The organism is Streptomyces sp. NBC_01439 (assembly GCF_036227605.1).
Classification (GTDB): Bacteria; Actinomycetota; Actinomycetes; order Streptomycetales; family Streptomycetaceae; genus Streptomyces.
The window spans coordinates 4,756,018-4,773,756 of the sequence record NZ_CP109487.1; the positions used below are offsets into that span (position 1 = coordinate 4,756,018).

Below are 17,739 nucleotides of genomic sequence, written 5' to 3' on the forward strand. Positions count from 1 at the left end.
ACGATGGAATGGCAACGCCGCCGAACGGCCCCGCACAATGTCGCCATGCGGATCTCGATGCTGGGGCCCCTGGACGTACGGGGCGAGGACGGAAGCGGCGTCGGAGTCGGGGGGACCCGCCTGCGGGCACTGCTGATCCTGCTGGCGCTCGAACCGGGGCGGGTGGTCGCCTCCGAGCTCCTGGTCGACGGGATCTGGCACGACGCTCCACCGGCCGGCGCCACCAACGCCCTTCAGGCACTGGTGTCCCGGCTGCGCCGGGCCCTGCCCGGCGCAGCGGTGGAAGCGCACCCGGCCGGATACCGCCTGGTCGTCGAACCCGACGCGGTGGACGTGGTCCGCTTCGAACGGCTGGCCTCGGCAGGTCGCGGGGCACTGGCCCGGGACCCCGCCGCCGCGGCGCGGCTGCTCCGCGAGGCCCTGGAGCTGTGGCGCGGCCCGGCCCTGCTGGACGTCGCGGCCTCCGCGCCCTTCCGGGCCCCGGTCACCCGGCTGTCGGAGCTGCGGATGGCCGCCCTGGAGGACCGAATCGAAGCGGACCTACGGGCGGGACGCGGCCGGGAGCTGACCGGCGAGCTGACGGCCCTGGTCGCCGAACACCCCTTGCGGGAAGGGCTCGTCGGGGCGCTGATGCGGGCCCTCGTCGCGGCCGGACGGCCGGCCGAGGCGCTCACCGCCTACGGGAACGCGCGCGAGGTCCTCGCCGAAGAGCTCGGGGCGGACCCCTCCCCCGAACTGTCCGCCCTGCACACCGCCGTACTGCGCGGACAGGTCGAGGTCCCCGCGGGGCCGCCGCCCGCGCCCGCCGGAGCGCCACCGCCGTCGCCGTCGCCGTCGCCGTCGCCACCGACCAACCTACGGGCCGGACTGGCCAGTTTCGTGGGCCGGGACGAGGACCTCGGCCACATCGACTCCCTCATCAGCCGGTTCCGGCTCACCACGCTCATCGGACCCGGCGGTGCCGGAAAGACCCGGCTGGCCGTCCAGAGCGCCCGCCCCCTGCTCGCCCGATTCCCCGACGGCGTCTGGCTGGTGGAACTCGGACCGTTGGGCGCGGAGGCCGACGTAGCGCCCGCCGTCCTGAACGCGCTGGGCCTGCGGGACCAGGCGCCCGCAGCGGGTGACCCGCTGGACCGGCTCGCCGCGGCCCTGCGCACCCGTACCGCGCTGCTGGTCCTCGACAACTGCGAGCACCTGGTCGAAGCGGCCGCCCGCACCGCTGACCGGCTGCTCGGCGCGTGCCCCGGGCTGCGCATCCTCGCGACCAGCCGGGAGCCGCTCGGTCTCACCGGCGAGGCGCTGTGGCCGGTGCGGCCGCTGCCCCTCCCGCCCCGGGACGCCGACGCGGCGCACGCCCTGTCGTACGCGGCGGTGCAGCTACTGAACGACCGTGCGGCGGCGGCCCGTTCCGACTTCGCCGTCACCGAGGCGAACGCCCCGGCCGTGACCCGGATCTGCCGGGCCCTCGACGGAATGCCGCTGGCCGTCGAACTGGCGGCGGCCCGACTGCGCACGATGAGCGCCGAGCAGCTCGCGGCCCGGCTCGACGACCGCTTCCGACTGCTGACGGGCGGCGCGCGGACGGCTCCGCGCCAGCACCGGACCCTGCGCGCGGTGGTCGACTGGAGCTGGGAACTGCTGACGGATGCCGAGCGGGTACTGCTGCGCAGGCTCGCCGCCTTCCCCGGCGGCGCCACGGTGGAGACGGCCGAGGAGGTCTGCGCGGGCGGCCCGGTCGAGGCGTACGACGTGCTCGACCTGATCACCTCGCTGACCGACAAGTCCCTGCTGGTGACGGCGGGCGACGGGCGCTACCGGATGCTGGAGACGATCCGTGCGTACGGGCTGGAACGACTCGAAGAAGCCGGTGAGCGGGAAGTGCTCCGCCGCGCGCACGCCGCCCACTTCACCGGGCTGGCCCGGACCGCGGACCCGTACCTGCGGCGGGCGGAGCAGCTGGAGTGGCTCGGGCGGCTGACCGAGGAGCACGACAACCTGGCCGCGGCGCTGCGCGGCGCGATCGCGGCGGGCGACGCGCGGGCGGCCGTACGGATGGTGGCGGCGGCCGGCTGGTACTGGTGGCTCGGCGGGCACAAGGCGGAGGGCGCCGAACTGGCGGCGCGGGCACTCGCGTTGCCCGTCCCGGACGCGGCGGACGAAGCAGACGCGGCCGACGGGGACGCCGGGGCGGACGGGGACGACGCGGCCCGCGCCGTGGCCTGCGCACTGGCGGTGCTCTTCGCCACGGCCGGACTCGGTGACGACCGGCGGACCGGGGAACTGCTCCGCCAGGGGATGCTGCTCGCCGCACGCAGCGGGAGCCGGCATCCGGTGGTCCGCTTCCTGGAGCCGCTGGAACGGCTGCTGCGCGGTGCGGAGGGGGGCGAATCGGCCGTGCCGGACGCGTGGGCGGGGCTGCTGACCGACGAGGACCCCTGGGTCCGCGCGCAGGCCCGGCTGGAGGGTGCCAAGACCCTGCTCGGGGCCGGCGGCCCACCCGCACGGGCGCGGGCCTCGATCGAGGCGGCCCTGGCCGGGTTCCGCGGGCTCGGGGAGCGCTGGGGGACCTCCTTCGCGCTGACGCTGCTGGCCGACCTGGTGGCCCGGCTCGGCGACCACCGCGCGGCGATCGGCCACTACGAGGAGGCCGTGGCGGTGATCGGCGAGCTGGGTGTCGTCGAGGACCGGCTGTACGCCTGGGTCAGGCAGGCGCAGCTGCGCGGGCTGGCCGGGGACCCGGCGGGCAGCGCGGCGGTGATGGCCCGGGCGGAGCGGGACGCGGTGGCGGCCGGCTGGCCCGAGGCGCTGGCCATGATGGCGCACGGCAAGGCGGACCTGGCGCGTTGGAACGGCGAGCCGGCGTCGGCCCGGGCCGAACTGGCGCGGGCCAGGGAGGCGGTGCGCGAGGTCGCCGTGCACCCGGTGTTCGAGGTGGTGGTGCTCGACTCCCTCGCGTACCTGGACGCGGCGGACGGCGAGTTGGCCGCCGCCCGAGCCCACCGCGCCGAAGCGCTGGAGCTGGCCGTGGCCTGCGGTCACGCGCCGACGCTCGCCCAGGTGCTGGTGGGCGTCGCGGACCAGGCGGTCCGGCTGGACCGGCCGCGGGAGGCGGCCCGGCTGCTGGCCGCGGCCCTCGCCGTGCGCGGCGGGCCGGACCACTCGCGCCCCGACGCGGCCCGGGTGGAGGGTGCGGCGCGCGCCGCGCTGGGTGACGCGTTCGAGGAGTACGCGCGGTACGAGGACGCCGGCGACGCGCCGCGGCCGGCGGCCGCGGGGGACCTCGCGCGGGTCACCCTGAACGGTTGAGCTCCCGCGGACGCAGGCGGCTCGGTTAGCTGCGGCTCCGGATTCCCCGGCGGGAATTCACACACACATTCGCCCATTGCAAAAACGATCGTTGTGTCAGTGACCGTACTACGCTTGCACGCATGCCGACGGAGAGCGTGGAAGTACGGCGCGGGCTGCCCGAGGGGGCCGCCGCGCGCGTCGCCGAGCTGTACTGGGAGGCCTTCGGGGGAAAGCTGGGCCTCGCACTCGGCCCCGCGGAGGCTGGACGGAGGTTCATCGCCGGGCACCTGCACGCGGACCGGGCGGTGACCGCGCTGTCCGGCGGCGACGGCCAGGGGGGCGGCCGGGTGATCGGCGTGGCGGGCTACCAGCTGGCCGGGCGCGGCCTGGTCGGTGGCGACGCGGCCGCGGTCATGGCCCAGTACGGGCGGGTCCGGGGCCTGTACCGGGTGGTCCTGCTGGCGCTGCTGGAACGCACCCCGGCCCGCGGCGAGCTGGTCATGGACGGCATCGCCGTGGACCGTGCCGAGCGGAGCCGGGGCATCGGCGGGCTGCTGCTGCGGGAGATCGAGGCGATCGCCGTGGAGCAGCGGTGCCGGCGGATCCGGCTGGACGTGGTCGCGGAGAACCCGCGGGCGCGGACGCTCTACGAGAAGCACGGGTTCCGGGCGGTACGGGTGCAGCGCACGCCCTGGCTGCGGGACGTACTGGGATTCGGGGGCGTGACGACGATGCACAAGGAGGTGGCGGCGCGATGAGCGGGATCCCCACGCGGATGGTGGTGCACGCCCTGGTCCGGGAGGACGGGACGGTTGCGGGCGAGGAGCTGTACGAGGTCGCAGCCCTGCTCGGGATGACCGACCAGCAGGTGCGGCTGTGCGTGAAGCGGCTGGTCACCGAGGGCCGGTTCACGCTCGAGGGCCGCGGCCGGCGGGCCGTGCTGCGCCTGGCGGGAGCGGAGCCGGGGGCCGGGCTGCCGCTCGTACCGGAGGTGGAGTTCGTCCGGCACGCCTACCGGCAGGACCGGGGTCTGGAGCCGTGGGACGGACTCTGGCACGCCTTCGCCTTCGCCGTACCGGAATCCGCGCGGGCCGCCCGGGACTCCCTGCGGGACGCACTGACCGGGCTGGGGGCGGCGCCGGTCCAGGGCGGCCTGTACGTCACGCCGAATGCGATCGGGCCGTACGTACGGGCGCACGCGGCGGAGCTGGGCCTCGCGGAAGCGCTGACCTGCCTGAGCACGCGGGACCTGGCGGTGGGCGGCACCTCGGACCCGCGGGCCCTGGCGGAGCGGCTGTGGCCGCTGCCGGAGATAGCGGCGCGGTACGGGGAGCTCCGCGCGCTCGCGGAGCAGCCGGCCCTGCCCGGCCGGCCCGCCGGGCTGGCGCACGCCGTGACGCTGGCCGCCGCCTTCTCCGCCGCGATGCTCCCCGATCCGCTGCTCCCCCCGGAGCTGCTGCCGCAGCCGTGGCTGGGGACGACGGCCCGGGCGGCGGCGGCGGAGGCCTGGGCTGCGCTGGGGGCCGCCGCCGCCACCGGACCCCGATTGTTCCGCCTGTACGGCGAGGCCCTGACCTGACCCGGCGCGGACGCCCGGGACCGACCCCCGCCCCGTCCACATCATGGACAACTACGCTCGTTTCATGAACGCAGAAGCCGACGCCCTCGCCGCCGTGAAAGACGCTGACCGGAAGCACGTCTTCCACTCCTGGTCGGCGCAGGAGCTCATCGATCCGCTCGCCGTGGCCGGCGCCGAGGGTTCGTACTTCTGGGACTACCAGGGCAACCGCTTCCTCGACTTCTCCAGCGCCCTCGTCTACACGAACATCGGCTACCAGCACCCGAAGGTCACCGCGGCCGTCCAGGAACAGGCGGCCAAGCTGTGCACGGTCGCGCCCGGCTTCGCCGTCGACGTGCGTTCCGAGGCGGCCCGGCTGATCGCCGAGCGCACCCCGGGCGACCTCGACAAGATCTTCTTCACCAATGCCGGCGCCGAGGCCGTGGAGAACGCCGTCCGCATGGCCCGGCTGCACACCGGTCGGCCCAAGTTGCTGTCCGCGTACCGCTCGTACCACGGCGCCACCTCCACCGCGATCAACCTGACGGGCGACGCCCGGCGCTTCGGCAACGACTCCGCGACCGCCGGTGTCGTGCACTTCTGGGGGCCGTTCGCCTACCGCTCGCCCTTCTACGCGGCCACCGGGGCCGAGGAGTGCGAGCGGGCCCTGCGCCACCTCGAGGACACCATCGTCTTCGAGGGACCGCAGTCCATCGCCGCGATCATCTTGGAGACCGTCGGCGGCGCCCCGGGCGTGCTCGTGCACCCGGACGGCTACCTCGCCGGCGTGCGCGCGCTGTGCGACCGCTTCGGCATCGTCTTCGTCCTGGACGAGATCATGGTCGGCTTCGGCCGCACCGGAAAGTGGTTCGCCTCCGAGCACTGGGATGTGACCCCCGACCTGATCTGCTTCGCCAAGGGCGTGACCAGCGGATACCTCCCGCTCGGCGGGGTCGCCATCTCGGCCGCCATCGCCGAGACCTTCGCCCGCCGGCCCTACCCGGGCGGCCTCACGTACTCCGGGCACGTGCTGGCCTGCGCGGCCGCCGTCGCGACCATCGGCGTCATGGAGGAGGAGGGCATCGTCGAACAGTCCGCCCGGACGGGTGCGGAGCTGCTCGGCCCCGGCCTGCGCGCGCTCGCCGAGCGGCACCCCTCGGTCGGGGAGGTCCGCGGGCTCGGCACCTTCTGGGCCCTGGAACTGGTGCGGAGCAAGGAGACCCGCGAGCCGCTGGTCCCGTACAACGCCTCCGGGGCGGACAACGCCCCGATGGCCGAGTTCGGGGCCGCCTGCAAGAAGGGCGGGCTCTGGCCGCTGATCGCCGGCAACCGCATCCACATCGCGCCGCCGTGCAACATCTCACCGCAGGACGTCGCCAAGGGGCTGGAGATCCTCGACGAAGCCCTCACTGTGGCGGATGCACACACGGCCTGACCTGGGCTTCTGTGGGGTCGCCCAAGGCGAGGGGGCTGGTGTTCGGAGGATCCGTACGGGGATCAACCCTCCGTGCGCATGCTGCAATCCGTGCAGGCCGTAAGACACACAACAGGCCAAGCACCTACGAACCGGGATGCACGTCAGGCCCGGGGCGGTCCCTCCGCGAGGGGCCGAACGGCGGGGAGCGGGACGCCTTGATTCGGGCGGGCGCTGGACGCCGGGCGTACGGGATCCAGACCACCGGACTCCGTGTTCCCGAGTACCCGAAGGAAGACAGCATGAGCAAGCACGTCCTGGCCCAGAACCAGTACGGCAAGGCCGAGAACCGCATCGTGAAGGTCACCCGCAAGGGCGCAGGGGGCACCTCCCAGACGGAGTCTGGGGGAGGCTCCTGGCACGAGATCCGCGACCTCAACGTCTCGGTCGCGCTCCGCGGCGAATTCCGCGACGTCCACCTCACCGGCGACAACGCCAACTGCCTGCCGACGGACACCACCAAGAACACGGTGTACGCCTTCGGCAAGGAGCACGGCATCGACTCTCCCGAGGCCTTCGGCATCCTGCTCGCCAAGCACTTCGTCTCCTCGCAGCAGCCGATCCGCGAGGCCCAGATCCGCATCGAGGAGTACGTGTGGGACCGCATCCCGGTCCCCACGCGCAAGGAGCAGCACTCCTTCGTCCGCAAGGGCCAGGAGGTGCGCACCGCGCAAATCACCTACAGCGAGACGACGGGCCTGCAGGTCATCTCGGGTCTGAAGGACCTGACGGTGATGAACTCGACCAATTCCGAGTTCCACGGCTACATCAAGGACAAGTACACGACCCTGCAGGAGGCGTACGACCGCATCCTGGCGACCAAGGTCACCGCGCGCTGGGCGCACTCGGCGCTGGGCGCACTCGGCGCTGGCCGCCGACGAGGCCGGCTACGACTGGGACCAGGCCTACAAGAAGGTCCGCAAGAACCTGCTGGAAGCCTTCGCGGAGACCTACTCGTACTCGCTGCAGCAGACCCTGAACCAGATGGCCGAGCGGGTGCTCGACAACTGCGCCAAGGTCAACGAGGTGCGCCTGAACCTCCCCAACAAGCACCACTTCCTCGTCGACCTGGAGCCCTTCGGCCTCAAGAACGACAACGAGGTCTACTTCGCGGCGGACCGGATGTACGGCCTGATCGAGGGCACCATCCACCGCGACGGCGTACAGCCGGTGATCGCGACGTCCGACTGGATCGTCGCCTGACGCACGGGTGAACGCCCGTTCGGCCCGGACCGCGTCGCGGGGTCCGGGCCGAACCGTTTCGCCCGCTACGGCCCGTCCTGCTCCTGCTCGTCCTGCGGTTGCCCGACCAGCAGGTTCCAGCGCCCCGACCGCCCGGTGAGGGTGGTCACCGACTCCGGCCGCACGTCGAGCCGCCAGAAGGCCGCCGCGGGCAACTCCAGGGCGTGCACCACGGCCGCCCGGACGACCGCCTGCTCGACCACCACCCGGTGCGTGCCCTCGGCCAGGCCCGCCAGCTCCGCCCCGACGCGCGCGATCAGAGCGTCCACGGACTCCCCGCCCGGTGGCGCGTACGCGGGATCCGACAGCCAGGCGTGCACGGCCGCCGGGTCCCGGCCCGCCACCTCGTCCAGGGTGCGCCCGGCCCACTCACCCGTGGCCAGACCGCGCAGCCCCTCGTGGCCCGGGCAGGGCCGGGCGTGACCGAAGCGGCCCTGGCGGGCGGCTGCGTCCAGCGGGAAGGTGATGAGCCGAACTCGTACCAACGGGGTCTTCATAAGGGGAGCGTAAGCGCGGTACGGTCACAAATGGTTCAATTGACTTACGACGGAACGACGGAAGCACGGTGAGAATCCGGCACGGTCGCGCCACTGTGAAGCCTCCCGGAGGGGAGGAAAGTCAGACCCGCCACCGTCGTAGCGAGCACCACTGACCGGGACGCGTGTTCCCTCTGGAGGTTCTGCCATGGCCCACTCCGCCGTGCCCACGACGAACTCACCCGCCGTCGCCCCCATCTCGCTCTCCGCGCTGGCCCCCTGGGCCGTCTTCGTCGGCGTCCTCATGCTCGTCCTGCTGTACTTCGTCGGCGCCGAGCAGGGCGCCACCTCGGTCTTCGAAGGGGAGACCATCCACGAGTGGCTGCACGACGGCCGCCACCTGCTCGGTTTCCCCTGCCACTGATTCCCCTGCCAGTGACCGACGTCTCAGCAAGGGAACAGAACGATGACTTCCCCTTCTCCGGGTGGGGTCTCCCCCCGCACCCTGCTCGTCCGCGGCATGCTCGCCGGCCTGCTGGCCGGCGTGGCCGCCTTCCTCGTCGCCTACCTCCTCGGTGAGTCCAAGGTGGACGCGGCGATCGCCATCGAGGAAGCCGCCGCGGCCGGTCACGACCACGGTGAGGACGCGCCGGTCAGCCGGGCCCTCCAGGCCACGGCCGGGCTCGGTACCGGCGTCCTGCTCTACGCGGTGGCGCTCGGCGGCATCGCCGCGCTCGTCTACTGCTTCGCCCTGGGCCGCATCGGCCGCTTCGGCTCGCGGGCCACGGCGGCACTGGTCACCGGGGGTCTGTACGTCACCGTGACGCTGGTGCCGTTCTTCAAGTACCCCGCCAATCCCCCCGCCGTGGGCGATCCCGGGACCGCCGCCCGGCGGACCGCCCTCTACCTCCTGATGATCGCCCTGAGCGTGCTGCTGGCGGCCGGGGCGCTGATCCTCGGGCGACGGCTCGCACCGAAGCTCGGCAACTGGAACGCGTCGGTCGTCGCCGGCGCGGCCTTCGCCCTGGCCATCGGCCTCTCCTACGCCCTGCTGCCCGGCATCAACGAGGTCCCTCCGGGCTTCCCCGCCGCGCTGATCTGGGAGTTCCGCCTCGCGTCCCTGGCCATCCAGACGGCACTGTGGACGACTTTCGGCCTGGCTTTCGGTTTTCTAGCCGAACGAGCCCTTGTGCCCGCCCCCGGACCCAAGGAGGCTGTGCAGCCGACGAGTTGAGCACGAGGGGGCCGGTAGTACATGGCGACGGCGATCAGGCAATGGCGGGGCTGGACGGGTGCGGCCCCGTTCTGGCTGAACTCGCTCCTGCTGCTCCTGGCCCCCTGCTGCGCCGTGACGCTCTTCGGCCAGATCGGGATCATCGCCGCGCTGGCCGCACTGGGCGGCCTGGCCCGCCACCTCTGGTACGGCGACTACGGCCACCCGGCCGTACACCTGGCCGGGGCGCTGATGGGGGCGGGCGCGGCCGCCCTCGTCATGTGTGGTTAGGAGCGTTCGGCCCCTCACCCGTTCGGGCGCATGGGCACCACCCCGGGCATCCGGCCGACGGACCCTTCGCGAACTGCGAAGACTCCCCGATCGGGCGACGACACGCCCGTGACGCCACGTCAGTCCACCGTGTTGCACGGAGTACCGACGGGCAGAGGAGGTGTCCACTGCTCACATGACCCGGCCGCCCGAGCCGGACTGGAGGGAATCCCATGCCCCGCGCCAAGTGGGCCGTCGCTTCGCTGACGGTGGTCCTGCTGTCCACCGGCATCGCGGCGTTGCAACGGACCGAGGGTGCCCGGCCCGCGGCCGTGACCACCGACGACGCGCTGCCCTCCCGGGCGTTGGGGCTGTCGGGCCACCGCCGTCTGGTGCGGGAGCTGGAACAGTCCGGCGAACACGCCGCCGGCACGGGGACCCGGTCCCCGAGCGCCGCCCACGGGCCGCTGCGCACGGTCACCGGACCCCTGCGGGCCGCCCGCCCGCTGCGGCTGCGCATTCCGAGCCTGGACGTGGACGTACCGCTGACCGGCGGCCGTACGGAGTACGCCTGGGACACCGGGAGTCCGGCACCGGGTACGGCCGGGACCGCCGTGGTGACGGTGGCGGGGCTTCGCCTCGACGAGTTGCGGCGGGGCCGGACCATCGAGATCCCCCGGGCGGACAGTCGTACGGCCGTGTTCACCATCGTACGGATCTCACCGGGCAGGGCCTCCGGCCACGAGGGCGCGCACGGCCGGGCCCAACTGCGGGTGGTCGGCGGCGAGACCGCCGTACTGGCCCGGCTGACCGGGCAGCGCCGCACTCGCTGAGACCACCGGATCGGGCGACGTCCTGTCAGCCGAGGGGGGTGTCTTCGTCCCCCGGTCGGGGGCTTCTCGGGGTCCACCCGGGAGTCGTCCGGCGTGGCGGGGCAGACCCCTCGCATGAGCGGCGGGAGGCACCACGCGCGTTCGGCACTGGCCAGGGCTCTGACCGTGGCCTGTGTCGTGCTGCTGTGCGTCTTCGGAGCCGGTCCGGCCGGCGCCGAAGCGGCCGAGTTCCGCCCCGCGACGTCCTCCGCGCCCGTCGCGCCGGGCGCCCCGGCAGAGTCTCCCGAACCCGGCGAGGGCCAGTCCGATCCGGCTCCGGCCCCTGATCCCGAAGCGCGGGCGGCCGTACGGACGGTCACGCGCGGGCTGTCCGGCGTACGGCGGGGACCGCTCGCGGTGTTTCACGTGGAACATGCGGTTGCCCCGGCGTGCGGGCCCGCCGCGGAGGCGGCCGAACCGGCCCTGTCCCGGCGGGCGGTGCGGAGCGTGGTGCTGCGCTGCTGAGCGGACCGAGGTCCGAACGCAGCCCCCACACCCCCTTGAGCACCGTGAGGTTCCGCCATGCCCATCGACCCGTACGCCGCACTGAACGCCATGCTCCGCGCCGAGGTCACCCGGTTCTCCCCGCCGGTCCGGCAGACCGAGCCGGCCGCGTCGCCGAAGACCACGGCCACGGCCACGGCCACGGCCACCGCCACGGCCACGGCCGTCGAGGCCGAGAGCGAACCTCAGCCGACCGCCCCGGCGGATCCGGCCGCGTAGGAACCGCGCGGACGCGCCAGGAGCGCCGGGGGGCAACCGGCGCTCCCGGCGCGTCCCGGCCGTGCGACCGGCTCGGTCCTCGTGCTCAGTCCTCGTGCGTGTAGTAGCGGTAGAACGCCGCCAGACCGACGCCCGCGGCCACGGCGAGGCCCACCACCACGGCCTTGAGGATCGACTGGTCGGTGAGGCTGTGCAGGTAGCCCACGGCGATGCCGCCGAAGGCTCCGTACGCGGCGGCGTGGACCTCGCGCATCATCCGGGGACCGACCCTGGCCAGGCCGAACATGATCCCTGCGAAGACCACGCCGCACAGGATCCCGAAGAAGACGTTGGCCGTGGTCACCGGACCCGCCTGGCGTTCGATGAAAGCGGCCCAGAATCCGTAGACGAGTCCGAGGAGCACGGGCCCGACGAACGCGCTCTTGTGCAGGTGGGTCTTGCTCGCCGTCTGCCGGCGCTGCCGCCCGAAGGCGCTGGGTGCCGCATGTGCCATGACGGGCTCCTCTCTCCCATCATCCAGGGCACACCCGCCGCCCCCGGGCGGCAAGTGGATCAGCGGTCAGGGCGTGCGCACGGCCACCGCGTCGATCTCGAAGAGCATGTCGGGCAGGGCCAGCGCGGCAACGCCGATCAGGGTCTGGGCGGGCAGTTCGGTCCCCCAGGTGGCGTGCAGCTGCTTCAGCAGGACCTCGAGCTTCTGCTGGTCGTGGCCGACGACGTAGGTGCCGATGCGGACCACGTCAAGGGGGCCGAGGCCGACGGCCGCGAGGGCGGTACGGAGGTTGGCGAAGGCCCGCTCCACCTGGTCGGCGAAGTCCCCGGAGACGACGTGGCCGTGCTCGTCGGAGCCGTACTGCCCGGCTATGAACACCTGCTCGCCGGGTGCGGAGACGATGTGGCTGTAGCCGTATCCGGTCGGGGTGTGGAGTCCTGCCGGGTTGATGATGCTGCGCGTCATGCCGAGCTCCCTTTTTCCGTTTCCGTTTCCGTACGTGCGGTGTGGTGCTCCGTGTGCTCCGTGGTGCGGCTACCGTGCGGCGAGCCAGGCACGGAGCCGTTCGGGGGCCTCGGGGGCCTGCCGTTCGGCCTGTTGCCGGATCTCGTCGAGGTTCTGGGCCGCCAGTGCCCTGCGCCAGGCCAGTTCGGCCCGTGTCATGGCGTGCGCGATGGCGCAGTCGGCGGCGCCCTTCTCCGGGGCGGAGTCCGCCGGTTCGCCGGCGCCGGGCCCCTGCTGCCGGATCTCCGCGCACCGGAAGGCCTGCTCGGGCCCTTCGACGGCGGCGACCACGTCCATGAGCGAGATGGCGTCGAGCGGGCGGGCCAGCCGGAAGCCGCCCCGGGGGCCGGGGGTGGAGGTGAGGACGCCCGCCCGAGCCAGTGCCTGGAGCTGCTTGGTGAGGTAGGCCGCGGGCAGGTCGTGCCAGGCGGCGAGACGCGCCGCCGACACGGCACGGTCCGGGCCGCTCCAGGCCAGGTTGACGCAGCTGTGCAGCGCCCACTCGACGCCCTCGCTCATCTTCATAATCTGGATATTAAATATCCAGGATTATCGGCGCAAGGGTGCCGCTCCGTCCGACGGCCCACCACCCGCCCGCAGCAACACCGCTCGCGCCCGGCCCCGCGTCCGCATTCCCTGGTGACGTGCGCACCATCCTGTCGACGGTACTCATCGTGCTCGTGGCCCTTCTGGTGCCCGCGAGCGCCGTCGCGTACTGGGCCGACCGCGAACTGGGCAACGCCGACCGGTACACCGCCGCCATGTCCCCCCTCGCCGAGAACCCGAAGGTGCAGGAGGTCGTCGTCACCCAGGTCACCCGCGCCCTCGCCGGCCAGATCGACGCGGGCCCCTTCCAGATCGGCGTGGACACCCTGCTCGGCGAGGCCCTGCACTCCTTCGCCGGCACCCCCGCCTACCGGACCGCCTGGGACGCGGCCAACCGCGCCGCCCACGTCGCGTTCCTCGACGCGCTCACCACCGGCCACGGCGACGCCCTCACCATCGACCTCGCCCCCGTCATCGCGCAGGTCAGGGGCGACCTCGTCGCCGACGAGGTGCCCTTCGCCGACCGCATCCCGGTGACCCACCTGACCGTGAAGGTCATGGAGTACGACAACCTCGCCGCTCTCCGGAAGGGCTTCCACATGCTCCAGGTCGCCGGCGTCTGGCTCCCCGTACTGACCCTGGTCCTGGCCGCGGCGGCCATCGCCGTCGCCGTCCACCGACGGCGCGCCGTCCTGGCCACCGGAGTGGGGCTCGCGGTCGGGGCCGGACTGCTGTGGCTCGCGGTGGACGTGTGCCGCCGGCTCACCCTGGACGACCTGCCCGCCGACATCGACCGGCCCGCCGCCGGGGCGGTGTACGACGCCCTCACGGCGTACCTGCGCACGACCGCCTGGGTGGTGCTGGCGATCGGGCTCGGCGCCGCACTCGCCGCATGGGTGATGGGCCGACTACGCCGCACCCCATAAGCTCGGAAGGTACCAACACGCGCAGAACCATGTAGAAGATCACAGAAGCACCGATTCGCGAGCGGCGGGCACGGAAGCGGGAATGAGCACCGAACGCACCGAACACATATCGTCGCGGCGAGCCCGGCACCATCCGCTGGCTCCGCCCTCCTGGCTGCTCAACGGGCTGAAGCCCAGTGCCGCGCCGATCCCGTGGGCCGCCGTGGCCCGGGCCTCGGTCGCGATGTCCGTCCCGCTCGCCGTCGGCTTCGCCCTCGACGAACCCGAATACGGCGCGCTCGCCTCCATGGGCGCCCTCGCCGGAGTCATCGGCGACACCGCCGATGCCTACCGGATGCGCGTCCTGAACATCGCCGTCCCCCAGCTCCTCGGCGCCGTCGGCGTGGCGCTGGGCACCCTGGTCTACGGGCACGGCTGGCTGGCAGTCGGAGCGCTCACCCTCATCGCCCTCGTCTCCGGGATGATCTCCTCCATCGGCACGGTGGCCTCCGTGTCCGGACTGCTCCTCCTGCTCAACGCCGTGATCGGCGCCGGACTGCCGCTGCCCGAACCCTGGTGGACGGCCCCGCTGCTGCTGACCGCGGGCGGGCTGTTCGTCCTCGCGCTGACCCTGCTCGGCTGGCCGCTGCGCCGCCGGCAGCCGGAGCGCACCGCCGTGGCCGACACCTACCGGGCCCTGGCCGACGCCCTGGAGGCCGCCGGCGGGCCCGGCACCCGGTACGAGGAACGCCGACAGCAGGTCACCCAGGCCATCAACCACGCCTACGACCTCGTGCTCGGCCGCCGGGCTCGGGTGCACGGGCGCAGCCCCTCGCTGGTGCGGCTGCTGGCCCAGCTCAACGTGGTGATCCCGCTGGTGGAGGCCGCGCCCGCAGCGCACCTGCGCGGCCGGCCGCTGCCCCCCGAGATCCCGGCGGCCGTACGGGAACTGGCCGACGCCGTCGAAGAGGGCCGCACCGGAACCCCCGTACTGGAGCTGCCCGCCGCGCACACCCCGGCCGAACGGGCCGTCGACGCGGCCCTGCGCCACGCCGCGAAGATCGTGTACATCGCCCGACCGGACCTCGACAACGTGGACGACCGGCTCGGCCGGCCCGCCGCCCTGCGGGTGCGCGCCCGGCGGGCGGTCCGCGACATGGTGTTGTCCCGGGCCTCCTGGCGGTACGGGTTGCGGCTCGCACTGTGCATCGGGATCGCGCAGTCCCTCGTATCGGTGATCGAGTTCGAGCGGTCCTACTGGGTCGCCCTGACCGTCACCTTCGTCCTCAAGCCCGACTTCGGTTCGGTGTTCTCCCGGGCCGTGCTGCGCGCGCTCGGCACCGCGGGCGGCCTGGTCATCGCGGCCGCCGTGCTCTCCGAGGTGCCGCGCGGCTGGTGGGACGTCCCGGTGATGGTGGTGCTGGCCGGGCTGATCCCCGCCTTCTCCGTCAAGGGGTACGCCTTCCAGACCGCCGCGATCACCCCGGTGATCCTGCTCCTCTCGGACCTGCTCAACCACCAGGGCTTCGACCTGATCCGGCCCCGGCTGGTGGACAGCCTGATCGGCTGCGCCATCACCCTCGTCTTCGGGTACCTGCTGTGGCCCGAGAGCTGGCACACCCGGATCGGGGACCGGCTCGCCGACACCGTGGACGACGCCGCCCGCTACGTGGAACGGGCCTTCGCGCCGGTCGCGGACGAGGCCGCGCACGCGGTGGCCCGGACCGCCCGCCTCCAGGCTCGGCGGCGCATCTACCGGGACCTGTCGGGCGTGCGCAGCGAGTTCCAGCGGGCGCTGACCGAGCCGCCGCCCACCGGAGCCCGGGCCGCCGCCTGGTGGCCGCTGGTCGTCGCCGTCGAGCGGATCGTGGACGCCACCACCGCCGCGCGGGTCCGGGTCAACCACGGCGCGGCCCCGCCCCCCGCCGAGGAAGTGGAGTCGATCGCCCGGCAGCTCCGCGAGCTGGCCGTGCGGGTGCGCAGCAGCAGCATCCCGGTCCGGGTCGAGGCGGGACCGCCGGGCGAGGCGACGAGCGTGCTGGCCCCGGTCCACCAGGAGATCGCAGCGGCCCTGGCCATTGCCCGGCCGGAGTCCTGACCCGCCGCCGCGCCCGGGAACGGTGTCCCCCGAATGGGTCGGCTCCCGGGCCGGGCGGGGGCGGACGGGGCAGCATCGGAGCATGCACCGCGTCCCCGCCGTGATGGTCCTCGCCGTACTCCTGGTGGGGTGCGCCGATGTGGAGGGACTGCAGAGCGAGGGCGACCTCGGCACGGTGCACGCCCCGAAGAGCCTGTGGAAGGACATCCGCCCCGACCCGCCCGCCGCCGACCAGAGGCCGGGCACGGCCGCCGTGGTCCCGGGGCTCCCCAAGGTGACCGATCTGAGCATGCGCGGAGTGGACGCTCTGTCCGTCGTGCGCGCCGACATCGCCTCCGCCGCCGAGCAGGACGGCGGGACCGGCCGGCTCGTCGACCCGCGCGCCGTCCAGCGGCTCGCGCTCTGCACACAGGCTGTGGACGGCGGCCCCGACTGCCCGGTGCGCCCCGCGGTCCTGCACGACCTGACGGGCAACGGCCGGGAAGAGCTCATCACCGCCCTGGACGTCGACGGCCGGGTCAGCGAGCTGCGCGTCTACACCGTCCAGGACGACGGGAGCATCGCCCGGATCCTGTCCCGGCGCGCGGTGCTGGAGGGTGTGGAGGTGGCCGCCGAGCACCTGGCGGTCCGCGAGCCCACGACCAACCCCGACCACGTCGCCGTCTTCGACTACGTGTGGGACCCGAAGGCCGGGATCATGAACCTGTCCCAGCTCACCCTCGACGACTGCCCGGGACGCACCCAGGACCCGACGAACGGGGACGGGGCGCGATGCGCGCGCTGAGCAGCCTGCGCTGGAAGATCGCACTGACCACCACCATGGTGTGCTGCATGGTCGCCGCCGCACTGGGCATCCTGGTGCACAACGTGGTCGCCCGGCAGATGGTCGGAGAGGTCCGCAAGGCCGCCGCCACCGAGCTGGCGCACGCCTTGGGCCACTACGAGTACGGCACCGCGCACGGCGACGTGAACGCCGCGTTCGACCCGCCCGACCTGCCCCGGCAACTGCGCGAGCTCGTCGCGAGCGGCCAGACCGGCAGCATCGTCGGCGAACAGGGGGGAAAGCCCGTGATGTGGGCGGCCGGACCCGCCGACGACAAGGCCCTCGCGGTCTGGTTGCCCTTCGGGAGCACCCGGGAACGGCTGCGGGACATCGACACCGCGATCCTCGCCTCCGCGATCCTCGCGGCCGGTCTGGTGGCGCTGGCCGGCCTGTTCCTCGCCGACCGGATCAGCCGGCGGCTCGCGACCACGGCCGCCGTGGCCCGCCGGATCAGCGCCGGGGACCTGGACGCCCGGGTGAACTTCCCGGCCGAGGGGGACGATCCGGGGCCGGGCGGCTCCCGCGACGAGGTCCGGGACGTGGCGCACGCGCTGGACTCGATGGCGAGCTCGCTCCAGGGCCGGCTGGAGGCGGAGAAGCGCTTCACGGCGGATGTCGCGCACGAGCTGCGCACCCCGCTCACCGGTTCGCTGGCCGCGGCGGCGCTGCTGCCCGAGGGCCGCCCCAAGGAAATGATCAACAACCGGCTGAAGGCCCTGCACCTGCTGACCGAGGACCTGCTGGAGATCTCCCGGCTGGACTCGGGCGTCGAACGGGCCGACCTCGCCCGGGTGGAGCTCGGCCGGGCGGTGGAGCGGGCGGTCGCCGCGGCCGCGGCCGCCGGGAGCGCCACCGCACCGGAAGCCGGTCCGGCCGTGTCGGTACGGGTGGTCCAGGACGTGGTGGTGGTCACCGACCGGCGGCGGTTGGACCGGATCCTGGCCAACCTGCTGGCCAACGCCGTGAAACACGGCAGGCCCCCGGTCGAGGTGACCGTGGAGGGACCGGTGGTGGTGGTCCGCGACCACGGTCCCGGCTACCCCCCCGAGCTGATCGAACGGGGCCCGCAGCGGTTCCGTACCGGGGACCCGGGCCGCGGGCGCGGCCACGGCCTGGGGCTCACGATCGTGATGGGGCAGGCGGCCGTGCTGGAGATCGCGGTCGGCTTCGCCAATGCGCCCGACGGCGGCGCGGTGACGACGCTGCGGCTCCCCGTCGGCAGGGTGCCGTAGGCGAATTGGGCAGCTTGGGTGC

At 73.6% G+C, this 17,739-nt stretch carries 18 protein-coding genes and 1 pseudogene; 15 read left to right on the top strand and 4 right to left on the bottom strand.

Going from position 1 to position 17,739, the window contains the following annotated elements; genetic code table 11:
* Positions 1–45: 45 nt before the first annotated feature.
* The 5 genes and pseudogenes from OG207_RS21250 (at position 46) to pucL (ending at position 7,523) form a co-directional block, all read left to right on the top strand.
* Positions 46–3,306, top strand: a complete 3,261-nt coding sequence (locus OG207_RS21250; RefSeq protein ID WP_329100067.1) for an AfsR/SARP family transcriptional regulator — start codon at positions 46–48, stop codon at positions 3,304–3,306.
* Positions 3,307–3,428: 122 nt separating this feature from the next.
* Positions 3,429–4,046, top strand: coding sequence for a GNAT family N-acetyltransferase (locus OG207_RS21255; protein WP_329100068.1), 618 nt, complete (start codon positions 3,429–3,431; stop codon positions 4,044–4,046).
* A complete protein-coding gene (locus OG207_RS21260) occupies positions 4,043–4,867 on the top strand; it encodes a PaaX family transcriptional regulator C-terminal domain-containing protein (RefSeq protein WP_329100069.1) in 825 nt (274 codons plus the stop codon). Before OG207_RS21255 ends, OG207_RS21260 begins: the two co-directional genes overlap by 4 nt.
* A gap of 64 nt (positions 4,868–4,931) precedes the next feature.
* Positions 4,932–6,281, top strand: a complete 1,350-nt coding sequence (locus tag OG207_RS21265) for an aspartate aminotransferase family protein (RefSeq protein ID WP_329100070.1) — start codon at positions 4,932–4,934, stop codon at positions 6,279–6,281.
* Positions 6,282–6,562: 281 nt separating this feature from the next.
* Positions 6,563–7,523, top strand: a pseudogene (gene pucL, locus OG207_RS21270) (factor-independent urate hydroxylase).
* Positions 7,524–7,588: 65 nt separating this feature from the next.
* Here the strand turns inward: pucL and OG207_RS21275 are convergent.
* A complete protein-coding gene (locus OG207_RS21275; protein ID WP_329100071.1) occupies positions 7,589–8,059 on the bottom strand; it encodes a histidine phosphatase family protein in 471 nt (156 codons plus the stop codon).
* A 187-nt stretch (positions 8,060–8,246) separates the two neighbouring features.
* Here OG207_RS21275 and OG207_RS21280 point away from each other — a divergent pair, with 187 nt between their 5' ends.
* The 6 genes from OG207_RS21280 (at position 8,247) to OG207_RS21305 (ending at position 11,116) form a co-directional block, all read left to right on the top strand.
* A complete protein-coding gene (locus OG207_RS21280) occupies positions 8,247–8,462 on the top strand; it encodes a CbtB domain-containing protein (RefSeq protein ID WP_329100072.1) in 216 nt (71 codons plus the stop codon).
* Positions 8,463–8,504: 42 nt separating this feature from the next.
* Positions 8,505–9,272 carry a CbtA family protein gene (locus OG207_RS21285; RefSeq protein WP_329100073.1) on the top strand — a complete coding sequence of 256 codons (768 nt, stop codon included), beginning with the start codon at positions 8,505–8,507 and terminating at the stop codon, positions 9,270–9,272.
* A 21-nt stretch (positions 9,273–9,293) separates the two neighbouring features.
* A complete protein-coding gene (locus OG207_RS21290) occupies positions 9,294–9,542 on the top strand; it encodes a hypothetical protein (protein WP_329100074.1) in 249 nt (82 codons plus the stop codon).
* 212 nt (positions 9,543–9,754) lie between these two features.
* Entirely contained in the window at positions 9,755–10,354 is a 600-nt protein-coding gene (locus OG207_RS21295) for a hypothetical protein (protein WP_329100075.1), read from the top strand.
* A gap of 114 nt (positions 10,355–10,468) precedes the next feature.
* Positions 10,469–10,858, top strand: coding sequence for a hypothetical protein (locus tag OG207_RS21300; RefSeq protein ID WP_329100076.1), 390 nt, complete (start codon positions 10,469–10,471; stop codon positions 10,856–10,858).
* A 57-nt stretch (positions 10,859–10,915) separates the two neighbouring features.
* Entirely contained in the window at positions 10,916–11,116 is a 201-nt protein-coding gene (locus OG207_RS21305; protein ID WP_329100077.1) for a hypothetical protein, read from the top strand.
* An 85-nt stretch (positions 11,117–11,201) separates the two neighbouring features.
* Here the strand turns inward: OG207_RS21305 and OG207_RS21310 are convergent, their stop codons facing one another.
* The 3 genes from OG207_RS21310 to OG207_RS21320 all read right to left on the bottom strand — a co-directional run bounded on the left by OG207_RS21310 (position 11,202) and on the right by OG207_RS21320 (position 12,632).
* Positions 11,202–11,609 (bottom strand): hypothetical protein, encoded by a 408-nt coding sequence (locus OG207_RS21310; protein WP_329100078.1) that lies wholly within the window; start codon positions 11,607–11,609, stop codon positions 11,202–11,204.
* Between the two features lie 66 nt (positions 11,610–11,675).
* On the bottom strand, positions 11,676–12,074 hold the full coding sequence (locus OG207_RS21315) for a RidA family protein (protein WP_329100079.1): 399 nt from the start codon (positions 12,072–12,074) through the stop codon (positions 11,676–11,678).
* A gap of 69 nt (positions 12,075–12,143) precedes the next feature.
* A complete protein-coding gene (locus tag OG207_RS21320) occupies positions 12,144–12,632 on the bottom strand; it encodes an RrF2 family transcriptional regulator (protein WP_329107765.1) in 489 nt (162 codons plus the stop codon).
* 125 nt (positions 12,633–12,757) lie between these two features.
* Between OG207_RS21320 and OG207_RS21325 the strand changes: the two genes are divergently transcribed.
* From OG207_RS21325 to OG207_RS21340, 4 genes are all read left to right on the top strand, one after another.
* Positions 12,758–13,585: a hypothetical protein gene (locus tag OG207_RS21325; protein ID WP_329100080.1), complete on the top strand. Its 828-nt coding sequence runs from the start codon at positions 12,758–12,760 to the stop codon at positions 13,583–13,585.
* An 82-nt stretch (positions 13,586–13,667) separates the two neighbouring features.
* A complete protein-coding gene (locus OG207_RS21330; RefSeq protein ID WP_329100081.1) occupies positions 13,668–15,662 on the top strand; it encodes an FUSC family protein in 1,995 nt (664 codons plus the stop codon).
* Between the two features lie 82 nt (positions 15,663–15,744).
* On the top strand, positions 15,745–16,446 hold the full coding sequence (locus OG207_RS21335) for a hypothetical protein (RefSeq protein ID WP_329100082.1): 702 nt from the start codon (positions 15,745–15,747) through the stop codon (positions 16,444–16,446).
* The gene (locus OG207_RS21340; protein WP_329100083.1) at positions 16,434–17,717 is read left to right on the top strand and encodes a sensor histidine kinase; all 1,284 of its coding nucleotides are present in this window, start codon (positions 16,434–16,436) and stop codon (positions 17,715–17,717) included. The genes OG207_RS21335 and OG207_RS21340 overlap by 13 nt, the downstream gene beginning before the upstream one ends.
* Positions 17,718–17,739: the final 22 nt, after the last annotated feature.

Excerpts from the sequence above, each read along its gene's own strand:
- OG207_RS21280 (WP_329100072.1), top strand. The coding sequence starts at position 8,247 with ATGGCCCACTCCGCCGTGCCCACGACGAACTCACCCGCCGTCGCCCCC.
- OG207_RS21335 (WP_329100082.1), top strand. The coding sequence starts at position 15,745 with ATGCACCGCGTCCCCGCCGTGATGGTCCTCGCCGTACTCCTGGTGGGG.
- OG207_RS21255 (WP_329100068.1), top strand. The coding sequence starts at position 3,429 with ATGCCGACGGAGAGCGTGGAAGTACGGCGCGGGCTGCCCGAGGGGGCC.
- OG207_RS21260 (WP_329100069.1), top strand. The coding sequence starts at position 4,043 with ATGAGCGGGATCCCCACGCGGATGGTGGTGCACGCCCTGGTCCGGGAG.
- OG207_RS21265 (WP_329100070.1), top strand. The coding sequence starts at position 4,932 with ATGAACGCAGAAGCCGACGCCCTCGCCGCCGTGAAAGACGCTGACCGG.
- OG207_RS21275 (WP_329100071.1), bottom strand. The coding sequence starts at position 8,059 with ATGAAGACCCCGTTGGTACGAGTTCGGCTCATCACCTTCCCGCTGGAC.
- OG207_RS21340 (WP_329100083.1), top strand. The coding sequence starts at position 16,434 with ATGCGCGCGCTGAGCAGCCTGCGCTGGAAGATCGCACTGACCACCACC.
- OG207_RS21250 (WP_329100067.1), top strand. The coding sequence starts at position 46 with ATGCGGATCTCGATGCTGGGGCCCCTGGACGTACGGGGCGAGGACGGA.
- OG207_RS21290 (WP_329100074.1), top strand. The coding sequence starts at position 9,294 with ATGGCGACGGCGATCAGGCAATGGCGGGGCTGGACGGGTGCGGCCCCG.
- OG207_RS21320 (WP_329107765.1), bottom strand. The coding sequence starts at position 12,632 with ATGAGCGAGGGCGTCGAGTGGGCGCTGCACAGCTGCGTCAACCTGGCC.
- OG207_RS21295 (WP_329100075.1), top strand. The coding sequence starts at position 9,755 with ATGCCCCGCGCCAAGTGGGCCGTCGCTTCGCTGACGGTGGTCCTGCTG.
- OG207_RS21300 (WP_329100076.1), top strand. The coding sequence starts at position 10,469 with ATGAGCGGCGGGAGGCACCACGCGCGTTCGGCACTGGCCAGGGCTCTG.
- OG207_RS21315 (WP_329100079.1), bottom strand. The coding sequence starts at position 12,074 with ATGACGCGCAGCATCATCAACCCGGCAGGACTCCACACCCCGACCGGA.
- OG207_RS21310 (WP_329100078.1), bottom strand. The coding sequence starts at position 11,609 with ATGGCACATGCGGCACCCAGCGCCTTCGGGCGGCAGCGCCGGCAGACG.
- OG207_RS21330 (WP_329100081.1), top strand. The coding sequence starts at position 13,668 with ATGAGCACCGAACGCACCGAACACATATCGTCGCGGCGAGCCCGGCAC.
- OG207_RS21305 (WP_329100077.1), top strand. The coding sequence starts at position 10,916 with ATGCCCATCGACCCGTACGCCGCACTGAACGCCATGCTCCGCGCCGAG.
- OG207_RS21285 (WP_329100073.1), top strand. The coding sequence starts at position 8,505 with ATGACTTCCCCTTCTCCGGGTGGGGTCTCCCCCCGCACCCTGCTCGTC.